This is a genomic window from Pedobacter sp. CG_S7, assembly GCF_040544395.1.
Taxonomy (GTDB): domain Bacteria; phylum Bacteroidota; class Bacteroidia; order Sphingobacteriales; family Sphingobacteriaceae; genus Pedobacter.
On sequence record NZ_JBEONS010000034.1, the window covers coordinates 22,289 to 33,416 of the forward strand.

Annotated in this window: 15 protein-coding genes and 1 pseudogene; 11 read left to right on the forward strand and 5 right to left on the reverse strand. The window is 38.2% G+C overall.

What is annotated here, in order from left to right; translation table 11 throughout:
• The first annotated feature begins 25 nt into the window (after positions 1 to 25).
• From AAKU52_RS14450 to AAKU52_RS14465, 4 genes are read left to right on the forward strand one after another with little or no spacing between them, the layout of a single operon-like run.
• Positions 26 to 1,858: a hypothetical protein gene (locus AAKU52_RS14450; protein WP_354334751.1), complete on the forward strand. Its 1,833-nt coding sequence runs from the start codon at positions 26 to 28 to the stop codon at positions 1,856 to 1,858.
• Between the two features lie 12 nt (positions 1,859 to 1,870).
• Complete coding sequence (locus tag AAKU52_RS14455) at positions 1,871 to 2,056, forward strand: hypothetical protein (RefSeq protein ID WP_354334753.1); 186 nt, start codon at positions 1,871 to 1,873, stop codon at positions 2,054 to 2,056.
• Positions 2,044 to 2,277, forward strand: coding sequence for a hypothetical protein (locus AAKU52_RS14460; protein ID WP_354334755.1), 234 nt, complete (start codon positions 2,044 to 2,046; stop codon positions 2,275 to 2,277). Before AAKU52_RS14455 ends, AAKU52_RS14460 begins: the two co-directional genes overlap by 13 nt.
• Before the next feature lie 37 nt (positions 2,278 to 2,314).
• The gene (locus tag AAKU52_RS14465) at positions 2,315 to 2,512 is read left to right on the forward strand and encodes a transposase (RefSeq protein WP_354334781.1); all 198 of its coding nucleotides are present in this window, start codon (positions 2,315 to 2,317) and stop codon (positions 2,510 to 2,512) included.
• Between the two features lie 640 nt (positions 2,513 to 3,152).
• On the opposite strand, the gene AAKU52_RS14470 is transcribed toward AAKU52_RS14465, so the two are convergent.
• From AAKU52_RS14470 to AAKU52_RS14485, 4 genes are all read right to left on the reverse strand, one after another.
• The gene (locus AAKU52_RS14470) at positions 3,153 to 3,344 is read right to left on the reverse strand and encodes a hypothetical protein (RefSeq protein WP_354334757.1); all 192 of its coding nucleotides are present in this window, start codon (positions 3,342 to 3,344) and stop codon (positions 3,153 to 3,155) included.
• A gap of 206 nt (positions 3,345 to 3,550) precedes the next feature.
• Positions 3,551 to 3,811 (reverse strand): integrase core domain-containing protein, encoded by a 261-nt coding sequence (locus AAKU52_RS14475; protein WP_354334759.1) that lies wholly within the window; start codon positions 3,809 to 3,811, stop codon positions 3,551 to 3,553.
• Entirely contained in the window at positions 3,714 to 4,355 is a 642-nt protein-coding gene (locus tag AAKU52_RS14480; protein ID WP_354334761.1) for a DDE-type integrase/transposase/recombinase, read from the reverse strand. The genes AAKU52_RS14475 and AAKU52_RS14480 overlap by 98 nt, the downstream gene beginning before the upstream one ends.
• A 92-nt stretch (positions 4,356 to 4,447) precedes the next feature.
• Positions 4,448 to 4,759 carry a transposase gene (locus AAKU52_RS14485; RefSeq protein ID WP_354334764.1) on the reverse strand — a complete coding sequence of 104 codons (312 nt, stop codon included), beginning with the start codon at positions 4,757 to 4,759 and terminating at the stop codon, positions 4,448 to 4,450.
• Between the two features lie 438 nt (positions 4,760 to 5,197).
• Here AAKU52_RS14485 and AAKU52_RS14490 point away from each other — a divergent pair, with 438 nt between their 5' ends.
• From AAKU52_RS14490 to AAKU52_RS14520, 7 genes are all read left to right on the forward strand, one after another.
• The gene (locus AAKU52_RS14490; RefSeq protein WP_354334766.1) at positions 5,198 to 5,494 is read left to right on the forward strand and encodes an IS3 family transposase; all 297 of its coding nucleotides are present in this window, start codon (positions 5,198 to 5,200) and stop codon (positions 5,492 to 5,494) included.
• 535 nt (positions 5,495 to 6,029) lie between these two features.
• The gene (locus AAKU52_RS14495; RefSeq protein WP_354334768.1) at positions 6,030 to 6,455 is read left to right on the forward strand and encodes a fasciclin domain-containing protein; all 426 of its coding nucleotides are present in this window, start codon (positions 6,030 to 6,032) and stop codon (positions 6,453 to 6,455) included.
• A gap of 475 nt (positions 6,456 to 6,930) precedes the next feature.
• Positions 6,931 to 8,313: an NAD-dependent succinate-semialdehyde dehydrogenase gene (locus tag AAKU52_RS14500; RefSeq protein WP_354334770.1), complete on the forward strand. Its 1,383-nt coding sequence runs from the start codon at positions 6,931 to 6,933 to the stop codon at positions 8,311 to 8,313.
• Between the two features lie 463 nt (positions 8,314 to 8,776).
• On the forward strand, positions 8,777 to 8,920 hold the full coding sequence (locus AAKU52_RS14505; RefSeq protein WP_354334772.1) for a type 1 glutamine amidotransferase family protein: 144 nt from the start codon (positions 8,777 to 8,779) through the stop codon (positions 8,918 to 8,920).
• A gap of 145 nt (positions 8,921 to 9,065) precedes the next feature.
• Positions 9,066 to 9,266, forward strand: a complete 201-nt coding sequence (locus AAKU52_RS14510; RefSeq protein ID WP_354334775.1) for a hypothetical protein — start codon at positions 9,066 to 9,068, stop codon at positions 9,264 to 9,266.
• 24 nt (positions 9,267 to 9,290) lie between these two features.
• Positions 9,291 to 9,716 (forward strand): DoxX family protein, encoded by a 426-nt coding sequence (locus AAKU52_RS14515; protein WP_354334777.1) that lies wholly within the window; start codon positions 9,291 to 9,293, stop codon positions 9,714 to 9,716.
• 791 nt (positions 9,717 to 10,507) lie between these two features.
• Positions 10,508 to 10,702 carry a hypothetical protein gene (locus AAKU52_RS14520; RefSeq protein ID WP_354334779.1) on the forward strand — a complete coding sequence of 65 codons (195 nt, stop codon included), beginning with the start codon at positions 10,508 to 10,510 and terminating at the stop codon, positions 10,700 to 10,702.
• Positions 10,703 to 10,907: 205 nt separating this feature from the next.
• Here AAKU52_RS14520 and AAKU52_RS14525 read toward each other — a convergent pair.
• Positions 10,908 to 11,128, reverse strand: a pseudogene (locus AAKU52_RS14525) (integrase core domain-containing protein); the annotation flags it as partial.

An 11,128-nucleotide genomic window follows, 5' to 3' on the forward strand; every position in this document is an offset into this window, starting at 1 on the left:
TTCTCTTACCTATTAATTCGATAAAATGATAAGACTTATTTTTGATATTCCATTTTTGTTTTTTGTGATTATTCTTCTGTTTCCTGCAGCCGGATATTCTCAAAACAGCAATGTTAACAGTGATCAATGGGCAGCTACAGATGCACTTGGAAGAAAAGTCCAGAACTACAGCACTGCCGGTGAGAAGAAAAAGGATAAATTTATTGCTATGTTTTACTGGACCTGGCATCAAGGAGATGATGATACAAGCTATCAGGTAAAAAACATTACCAAAATCGTCAGAAAAAATCCAGAGGCTATGAAAGACTACTATCATCCGGCTTGGGGAGATAAAAAACCTGGATTTTTCTTTTGGGAGCAACCACTTTTGGGATATTATAAAACAACTGATCCATGGGTTCTACGCAAACATGCTGAAATGCTGGCGGATGCAAAGGTAGATGCTGTATTTTTCGACTGTACTAATGGTAGTATTACCTGGAAAGAATCGTACGAAGTGTTGATGAAAACCTGGGATAAGGCACAAAAAGATGGGGTAAAGGTGCCGAGAATTGCTTTCATGCTTCCATTTGGTGCTGCACCAAATTCATTGATTTCACTCCGGAAGCTCTATCGTGATGTATATAAACCTGGTCTATATAAAAATCTCTGGTTTATTTGGAAAGGAAAACCATGCATTATGGGATACCCGGATAATCTTACCAATTCGCCAGAGGACAAAGAGATTGCCAAATATTTCACTTTTCGCCCCGGGCAACCTGACTATGTCGACGGACCCAAACGAAACGATCAATGGGGATGGCTTGAAAATTATCCACAACATGGTTATGTAAAGGATAAGAATGGCAAATTTGAACAGGTAACTGTTGGTGTAGCACAAAATGCCAGTCCGGTTACCAACGGTCATTGTAGTGCCTTTAATCTACCTGGTTCCTTTGGACGTAGTTTTAGTCAGAGAAACGGGTTCGACCCCAGAGTAGATGGGTATCTTTACGGCTGGAATTTTCAGGAGCAGTGGGACCGTGCTTTCGAAGTTGACCCTGAATTGGTTTTCGTTACCGGATGGAATGAATTTACGGCTGGCCAGTGGCTGCCCAAGGATAGCTGGACAGGAGATCCTTTTTCATTTGTTGATCAGTTTGACTGGGAACATAGCCGCGACGTCGAACCCAATAAAGGTTGGGGTGACAAAGGTGATGTTTACTATCTGCAAATGATTGATAACGTAAGAAAATTCAAGGGCATGGCTGTAACTCAAGCTGCATCAGCTCCAAAAAACATAAAGATCGGCAACGCTGATGGATGGGCTGATGTTGCACCTTATTACAAACATTATAAAGGAAATACCATGCATCGTGATCATAGAGGACGTTATGATCAATACTATACCAACAATACGGGAAGAAATGATATTGTAGGAGCAAAAGTGGCCCGTGATGCAGAGAAAATCTATTTTTATACAGAAACTGCAGAAAAGCTTACACCTCAAAACGGCCATAACTGGATGATGCTATTGATAGATATTGACCGTAATAAATCGACCGGGTGGAATGGCTATGATTTGATTGTTAACCGCGTAAGTCCGAAAGGTAACAAAGCAATCGTAGAAAAAAATATTGCCGGCCGCTGGGAGTGGAAGCCTGTTGATGAAACAGAGTTTGCCGTCAACAATAACAAGCTTGAACTGGGGATTAAACGGAGCGTGCTGAATCTCACCGGAAAAGAAATTGATATAGAGTTTAAATGGAATGATAATATGCAGGAGAACGGGAATATCATGGATTTCTATGTCAACGGTGATACTGCACCTGGCGGACGCTTTAATTTTGTTTATACAACTAAAATAACAAAAAATTAATTATTTAACACTATGAGATATAAAATAATCATACGAAATATTCTTCTTGCTTCCTTTTTACTCACTGGATTTGGTTTTTCAGTGGTAAAAATGGGCGATACGGCAAAGGATCCAGCCAGTATTCAAAATTCTAGAATGGAAATCGGCCTGGTACATAGCTCGCTTCCGATGCTTTGGGACGGAAGATGCAGCAGGTAGTAGGCATGTTTTATATTACCTGGCATAGTGATGAAAATGCTAAGAAGAAAAGGCCCTATTCGGGAGATGTTACCAAGGTGTTGTCAAAAAAGCTGGATGCCCGTCTGGATGCGAAGAATCCTCTTTGGAAAGAAGGAAGTTATCACTGGGGCGAACCAGAAATAGGCTATTTCCAGAGTAAGGATGAATTGGAGTTGCTGCATTTGACTAGAGGGATTTAGTTGTCAGATTCAACTAGAAACTTTTAAATTTGACTATATAAGCAAACGAACGTATGATGATTCATTCAGGAAAATGGCTGTTGATTTATCTCACAACCGAGGATCGGTAAAAGAGGTTGCGGACGAGCATGGAATAAACGACAGCCTTTTGAGCAAATGGAGGCAACGGGACTCTGGGTCTAAACAGAGCCCTGTTGCGTTAAACCCAGATAAGAAAACTGCAAAAGGAGCTTAAAAATGCTTAAATTGAACGGGATAAATTAAAAAAGGCGGTCGGCATCTTTTCCAGGTGAGACGGGAGATATTCGGATTTATAAAAGATTACCGAAGAATATTTCCGGTTGAAAAGATGTGCAGTGTATTTCTGGTAAGCAACAGTGGTTTTTATTACTGGCTAAGGCATCCGCAGGGAAAGCGGCTGGCCGAGCAGAATGCTGTTCTGAGAGAAATCCGGGAACCTCACTAGGATAGCAAAGATCGATACCGCAGTCCACGGATTATTGTTGAACTGATAAAGAAGGGGATCCAGGTATCAAGACTAAGGGAAGCCAGACTGATGCGGAAATGGAACATAAGAAGTATCGTTCATAAAAAGTGGGTACAGACCACAGATTCTGAACACCACATACTGTAGCGGAAAACATCCTTAGTAAAGATTTTTACACGGCAAACATCGGAGATAAATGGGTTTCAGATTATGTAAACAATTTAGTTATGTAAAGCAATGCCTAATAATCACGCACACGTACTTGCAATCGAACAATTATTGAAACATTTCTTATACATAATATTAAAAGCTTTTAAGCCAGCTTAACAGATTATCATCTTGTATCCAGCGTGGTTCCTCATTGGGATTGACGTTTATATATGCTGTTTCAATTCAATGCTGCAAGTAGACCACCATTAAGTTGTTGCCGGATATTTTCGACCTCACATATCAAATACAACAGAGTTGCAAGAATAATCTCATTGATACTTGAGATAGAATGCTTACTACAATAGGCTATAAATCTGGAAAGATAGTTGCTATAGATTTCGATAGTTCCCGGTGCTGACCCTTCTTCCATTCTTTTGGATTTAAAAAAAGAAGTGCATAACTCACCGATTGGCCCACAAAATACCATTGGTGTTTTAAGGGCTCGGCGATGAATCTTAATAATCCCGTTTTCCTTAAACCCGGTAAGTATTTTTAACCGTATTTATGCTAATACGAAGTTGAAGGTTGTTTTGACCCCTATAAAACAAGAGTATTCTTTTAAATTTCAAGGATTAATTAAGCGGTTAGTTTTCTCATTAAAATTGTATGTTTATCCTGGTTCCATTTCTCCATTGGTGTGATCCGTCCCAACAGCCCATGTAGCCTTGTATTGTTGTAGAACAGCACATATCTTTTCAGTATTTGCTCGATTTCTCCGAAGGTTCTGTAGTCCACTCTTTCAAACAGTTCTTTTTTCAGTATGCCGTGATAAGCCTCGATGTGGGCATTTTCCTCCGGTGTAGCCACATGTGTGAACTCTTGTTCGACTCCAATCATCCCAAGATACCCACCGGACACTTTTAGCGATGAACTGGCTTCCGTTGTCACTTCTTATCACAACAGTTTCTGGGTGCTGGTAATCTGAGAACATACTGGAGAGAAACGCTATCACTTTTGTCTGCTTGATGCTAAAAGAAAAATAATCTTTCAGTATCCTTCGTGTGTGCACATCTATTATAGAAAGCAGATACGCGTTCTTGCCGGCGTTCGGGATCCAGACCATCTTTATGTCCATCTCCAGACATTGGAAAGGTCTGGAGGTCACTACTTTCCTGAATTTCACGAACTTGCGTCCCGAACCACTTCTGCTTATCCGGTTTTCCAGCTTCAGCAGACCCTCTTCCCGCATGATCCTGTAAAGCTTCTTGTGATTGATCTCATAGCCGTCTTTCTGTAAGTAGGCGGTCATCAGACGGTATCCACAGTCTATGAACTCATGGCTCAGAAAAGCCTTTACGGAATCAGCCACACCTTTTTGACTGACCAATCCCTTTGTCCGGTTGTAAGTGAACTCACTGGGCCTGTTGCCCTTCTTTCCCAAACTGGGGTTACGGAAATAACTGCTGTGGACCATCCCTACCATACTGATTGCCTTCGCTTTACTGATCCTGTGACGTTGATGAACCCTGTCCACTAAATCTTTCTTGGATCGGATGTCCCAAACTTTTTTTTTAGGAGCTCACGCTGCACTTCCAGTTCGATTTCCTTGTTACTCAAAAGCTTCCGCAGTATCCTGTTCTCTTCCTCAGCCTGCTTCAGCTCTTTGCTACGGTCATCGTATGTGACCTTCAGGCCTGCTTCGCCTTTGATGTCATGCTTCTTCTTCCAACTGTAAAAAGTGCCGGTGCTGACACTGTATTTACGGCAAGCCTCTACGATACCCAATTCCTCTGATTTACCTAGGATTTCTAGCTTCTCTGCTAAGCTCCATTTCTTGTATTTCATGTCTCAAATGTATTGTTTGAAATTCAAAATAATACTCCGAACTTATTAGGGGCTAAAATAAAGGTAATTGGCAGCATTTATAATTATAATTAGTTCATTAAAATCTCTGAAATGTTCCATATTGCATTTTTTTTATTTATAAATGCAACATCGTTATTCAGATATTTTTATATAAAGTAAACGACATAAAAAAAACTGAAGATGAGACCGTTATCTGATATACTTTACTTAACTAAATTGTTTACATATTTCAGACCTTACCTATATAAGAACGATGGAAGGCTGGTTGTAGTTGACTACCGTTATAGATCTGGCCCACAGAAAAGTGATAGGCTGGTCGTTAAGTGAGACCATGAGCGCCAAAAATACTACTGTAAAGGCATTCGGGATGGCTAAACTTAACAGAACGATAACCGGCCAGTTCATTTTTCACTCAGATTGAGGTGTGCAGTATGCCTGTGCCGAGTTCAGGGAACAGTTGATGTGATTAACCGTTATCCAGAGCAGGAATCGAAAAGGAAACTGTTAGGCAATACAGTTGCCGAAAGTTTCTTCAAGACTATGAAAACAGATATGGTGTATCACGAAGTATTCAAAACGAGAAAGCAGGCTAGCCTAGCTATTTTCGAATATATAGAGGTATGGTACAACAGAAAAAGAAGTCATTCAACACTTCTCTTTTTAACGCCACTGGAATTTGAAAATACCTTAACAAATAATGAAAAAGCAGCATAAAAACTTCTCCAACAAAATCTAAAGTAATACTTCTCAAAAAAAACCTCTAGTAGACTATTAAAATTCCAGACGCTTTATCAGTAAAAAATGGGAGAATTTTCAAACAATCATTGGAACTGACACCAGGACGAAAATCTCAGTCCCAAATATTTTGATATCGAAAAAAGGGAAAGGTGACTTTGAAGAATATTGAGCAAGTAGAGCAAGAGAACGAGGTTGGAAAATATTTATGCTGATGTTGGACATTATTTAATACGTGACCAACCAGAAGCGTTATTGTAAAAATTAGAAAGAGCAATTAAAAATACTGTAAGTAATACCGATAAGAGATTGTTTTGTTCCTAACAAATAGTAAGGTTTGCGGGAAGGGGATTGAAATTAATTTTAATTCCCTATTATAGGTATTTTTGATTTAACTATTTTAAAAACTTATTACAATGTAATTTGTTAAATAAATTATAAAACACTCATGGTACAGATTGAGGATAATTTTGTGGGCAGAGAAAATTAATTTTCTGTGTAAATTAAATATATAATGGAAAAAGAAATGACAACATCAAAAGACATTGTAACAATTGCAACAACAGATGCTAAAACACTTGCTGCAGCTGTAACAGCTGCAGGCTTGGTAGATACCTTGCAGGGTGAAGGACCATTCACAGTTTTTGCACCTACTGACGCCGCTTTTGCTGATATCCAATCTGAGGTGGACAATTTATTGAAACCTGAAAATAAAGCAGAACTTTCTAAAATTTTGACTTACCATGTTGTAAGTGGAAAAATGGGAGCTGCCGATTTGAAAGATGGACAAGAATTGACAACAGTAGAAGGCAGTAAACTAAAAGTGATGGTGAAAGACGGAAAAGTAACAGTAGGTAACGCAAAAGTTACCTTGGCTGATATTGAAGCCTCAAACGGAGTAATTCATGTTATTGACAAAGTTTTATTGCCAACAGATTAAAACACCACAAGATGGTAAATTATATCACCAACTTACAATTACTGATTAGCTTAGTGAAACTACATCATACATCAGATTGGTGTAAGGGATATCATAAAAACTGTAGTTTTCCAATCTTTATGCAGTGACTAACGAAATGTTAGAAGAGTAAGTGGCCGTTTATTTTATAAGTTCATTATGCAAATCTTTTTTTAATTAAAAGAAATTCGAAAAATGCATCTACGTCAGTAATTTTCGATAAACTAGCAGTAGCGAATTTTTTATAGGTATTAGTTTTGATTATTTAAACGATTACCCTTTTCAGAAAAATTTAACTAGTTGAATTCAATTTAGAATTTTTGTATTTGCTATTTAAACTGACAGATATGCGCACCACGTAAATTTCTTAAAAAGGTCTAAAACAGATTCAGGAGTAATATAAGAACCATTACCAAATAATTTTTAATTTCATTTCATCCAAAAAAATAATTTACAAATGTCCATTCAAACAGTTAATCCCACAACAAATAAAGTCATTGAATCTTTTAGTGAAATGACAGATGAGCAGGTTAATGAAGCAGTAGAAAAAGCATCAAGATTTTATGAAAGCTGGAAGCAAACCGATTTTAAAATAAGAGCTGATATACTGCATAAAGTTGCCGGTTTACTTAGAGAGAAAAAAGACGTGTTAGCAAAAATGATAACCTTAGAAATGGGTAAATTATTAGCACATGCAGAGGGGGAAATAAAATTAAGTGCTGAAATATTTGATTATTATGCCAGCAATGCCGAAAGTTTTTTGGCTGATAAAATACTCAACCCAACTCATGGTCATGCATTAATCAGGCATTCACCTATCGGGGTTTTGTTGGGTGTAGAACCTTGGAACTTTCCATTTTATCAGGTAGCCCGTTTTGTAGCACCCAATATTATGATAGGCAATACTATTTTGGTCAAACATGCTTCTATTGTGCCTCAATGTGGAGTGGCAATTGAGGAAATATTTAAAGAAGCAGGGGCACCAGCTGGCTTATATACCAACCTGCTTATATCCGGCAAACGGGCATCTGCATTGGTTGCTGATAAAAGAATTAAAGGAGTTTCGCTTACCGGAAGCGAAGCCGCAGGTGCCAGTGTGGCTTCTGAGGCTGGAAAGCATTTAAAGAAATCGGTATTGGAATTAGGAGGAAGCGATGCTTTTATTGTACTGGATGATGCCGACATGGATAAAACGGTTGAATGGGCGGTAACAGGCAGGATAAATAATAATGGGCAATGTTGCGTTGCCTCTAAAAGGTTTATTGTGTTAGAAAGCGTTGCAGATATTTTTTTAGAGAAATTTAAAACTAAACTTTCACAATTAATTGTGGGCGACCCTATGGATGCCACCACACAATTAGGTCCGATGAGTAGTGAAGCAGCAGCGGAGCAAATAGCAGCTCAGGTCCAAAAAGCTGCTGATGGTGGTGCAACAATTTTATTGGGAGGAAAAAGGTTGAAAAGGGAAGGTGCTTTTATGGAACCAACCATCATTACCGATATGCAGCGGAATAATCCTATTTACTATGAAGAGTTATTTGGACCAGTGGCTACTTTTTTCAGGGTGAAAGATGAACAGGAGGCTATTGATTTAGCCAATGATTCACCGTATGGCTTGGGTGGTAGTGTGTTTACACAAGACATTGAAAGAGGAAAACGAGTTGCGGATCAGATTGATACTGGTATGGTTTTCATTAATCACCCCACATGGACGCAGGCTGACTTACCTTTTGGTGGCACCAAACGTTCAGGCTATGGAAGAGAACTTTCTGAATTGGGTATTGATGAATTTGTAAATAAAAAACTAATTCGAATCAGCGAATTATCTGATCCTTTTTAAACAATATAAGCTGCTTAAATTTTAATTATTTCAATTTAATAAAATTGGTTATCAAGATTATAAAAAATGTGCAGCAACCTGCCGTAAGCGTACAGAGAGTGCAGTAAGATAATTGAGCTTATATATTAAAAAACAACATGAACAAAACTATAAAAGTTTTGGCGCATGCCTACCGCATTTGTTATACCTCATAAAATTATCTGGCTGGGGATGGCATATTGCAAATGTGGATGTGCATGACCATATTGTAAATTTACAATTTCAGAAAAAAGACATATACTTATCAACTCATTACACATTATTTTAAGCGGGATGAACTTTTAAAAGCCTGCGAAGTATTCGGTAAAGCCGGTAAAGAAAAGATAATGAAGGTGATGGTTGATGGAGTGATGACAGTAGAAGCACCGAGCCGGCCAATCAAATAGAAGCTACACATCGCTTTGATAAGGATGAAGTTACAAGATTGCTGGCACACACTAAAAAACTATCAGAAGGATCAGCGGATGATTTTAATGCAGTGTTTTATCCCGGTGGTCATGGTCCTTTATGGGATTTAACCAATGATAAAGATTCCATTGAATTGATTGAAAATTTTCGGGAACAATAAAGAACCTGTAGCGGCTGTTTGTTATTGCCAACATTAATTTTAATACAAGAAGTTGTATTGTGTGGACAGATTTGATTATACAACAGTATTGAAGTGCCTGTTGGGCTAAGGTTACAATCCATGTTTATTTACTAGAAGCGTATTGATGCAGGGCTTTATTATTGGGAATAATGAAAGTCATTTTCCCGAAGGAATGGAACAGTTGGGGCAATGGTTAAAAGAAGGTAAATTAAAATCTACTGAAACCATTTTACACGGGTTTGATAATTTACCCACAGTCTTGCTGGGATTGTTTAATGGAGAAAATACAGGGAAGATGATTATGAGTCATAAATTATTTATTTGATAATTTTTAGAGTAGAATAATTTTATGGATAATAAAACAGATAAACTAAGTAAAGCTCAAACAGCAGGACGCATATTGCTCGGCATCTTTCTTGTTTTCGCAGGCACAGGTCATCTTAGTTTTCAGCGAAAAGAGTTTTCAGCACAAGTACCAGAGTGGTTGCCTATGCAGCCGGATATGGTTGTTTTTTTATCGGGAGGAGTTGAAATATTTTTGGGTGCTGGTTTGCTTTTCTTACCAAGACATAGGGCTAGCATTGGTTGGATAGTTGCCCTCTTTTTAGTTGCAGTTTTTCCAGGAAATATTGCTCAATTAATTAACCACAAAGATGCTTTTGGTTTAAACTCCGATTTACTTCGCTGGATAAGGTTACCATCTCAACCACTTTTAATCGTATTAGTATTGTGGAGTACAGGTGCCTGGAGCACATGGAGAAACAACGCGGTTTGAACAGCCCAACTGATCGCGCTGATATAGTCGGTAACTTCAATGGATGCCTTTTGAGGGGCATGCACTTTCCAGAGTAAGACAGCCATCCACATCAACCGGTACGGTATCTTTAGTGAGGGTCTTTTCCGCCTTAAATGATGTGGTGATTACCGTGGTATTGACCCAGTAAGTTATGTTATCAAGGATTGGGATGATAATAAATAATCTGGGCCCACGATTCATTTAAATTTGCCGAGCTGCAACACCACAACTTTACTCCAAGGATTAACGATATTGTAAGCTAGGGCCACGCTGATGCCTACTATGATCACAGATATGATACCCGAAAAAAAACTGATGTTTCCATTTTTAACCCGCCTCAAGGGTATTATAAGTTATTGAAATTTAATAACTTATAACCAAAAAGTCCTGATAGGGTTAATGTTTGAGCGATCGTGCCTTATGTTATTTTAGCCAAGATCGACGTTATCAAAACAATTGTTTTGATTTTTGGTTGTATAAGTGAGGGATCATCATTATCGATGCCAAACATATGATGGAATCACTGATGTTCGGTCAACGATTTTGGCAAAAGTATTGCGTCTGAAAACTTGGCCGATTTGTTTGAGCGTAATTTCAAGCTTCAGAACGATAATGATAAGACTTCCGACTCAGCTTGGGTCTGGTTATTTCCGCGGAGATGGTCCGACTGCAGGGTGGACCCTTGGGCGTGGAAAACGAAATAGTTAAAGGGAAGACCTTTTGGTTTACGATTCCCTATCAATTGAAAAAAAATAATAAATTTTAAAGACATGGCTAAGCACAAAAAAAGCTCAGATCAACAGAAAGACTTGAACGAAAAGCTCAAGCTGGTAATTAAAGCGCCTGTTAACGATGGCATGAATACACCTGTGCCAGATAGATCCGCTATTCCTGTTGTCTCTAAAAGTGAAGCAGAACTCTTCAAACAAGCGGAAAACCCGTTGGGTGACCCTGACAAAATTTAATTCGATGTTTCTGTTTGACTTCTAATCTCATTTAATAAAATAATCAATCTCTATTTTTATGAACTTAATGGGATGATATAAGACTGGTAAACAAATTCAGCTTTAAGTGTTTTGAAGAAGTGGAATTGCAATAGTCTACTAAAGTTTTTTTTTATCAGGTTATTTTTTTTGAGAAGCATTACTTTAGATTTTGTTGGGTTAGTTTTTATGCTGCTTTTCCATTATTTATCAAAGCATTTTCAAATTTCAGTGGCGTTAAAAAACCTATTGTCGAATGACTTCTTTTCCTGTTGTACCATATCTCTATATATTCGAAGATAGCTATGCTGGCCTGTTTTCATCGTCTTGAAGAAACTTTCAGCAACTGCATTGTCCCAACAGTTTCCCTTTCGACTCATGCTCTGGATAATGGGTAATCCCATCAAT

Coding starts and splice junctions, on each gene's coding strand:
- AAKU52_RS14450 (WP_354334751.1), top strand. CDS start 26: ATGATAAGACTTATTTTTGATATTCCATTTTTGTTTTTTGTGATTATT.
- AAKU52_RS14455 (WP_354334753.1), top strand. CDS start 1,871: ATGAGATATAAAATAATCATACGAAATATTCTTCTTGCTTCCTTTTTA.
- AAKU52_RS14460 (WP_354334755.1), top strand. CDS start 2,044: ATGCAGCAGGTAGTAGGCATGTTTTATATTACCTGGCATAGTGATGAA.
- AAKU52_RS14470 (WP_354334757.1), bottom strand. CDS start 3,344: ATGGAAGAAGGGTCAGCACCGGGAACTATCGAAATCTATAGCAACTAT.
- AAKU52_RS14475 (WP_354334759.1), bottom strand. CDS start 3,811: ATGATTGGAGTCGAACAAGAGTTCACACATGTGGCTACACCGGAGGAA.
- AAKU52_RS14485 (WP_354334764.1), bottom strand. CDS start 4,759: ATGAAATACAAGAAATGGAGCTTAGCAGAGAAGCTAGAAATCCTAGGT.
- AAKU52_RS14495 (WP_354334768.1), top strand. CDS start 6,030: ATGGAAAAAGAAATGACAACATCAAAAGACATTGTAACAATTGCAACA.
- AAKU52_RS14500 (WP_354334770.1), top strand. CDS start 6,931: ATGTCCATTCAAACAGTTAATCCCACAACAAATAAAGTCATTGAATCT.
- AAKU52_RS14510 (WP_354334775.1), top strand. CDS start 9,066: ATGCAGGGCTTTATTATTGGGAATAATGAAAGTCATTTTCCCGAAGGA.
- AAKU52_RS14515 (WP_354334777.1), top strand. CDS start 9,291: ATGGATAATAAAACAGATAAACTAAGTAAAGCTCAAACAGCAGGACGC.
- AAKU52_RS14520 (WP_354334779.1), top strand. CDS start 10,508: ATGGCTAAGCACAAAAAAAGCTCAGATCAACAGAAAGACTTGAACGAA.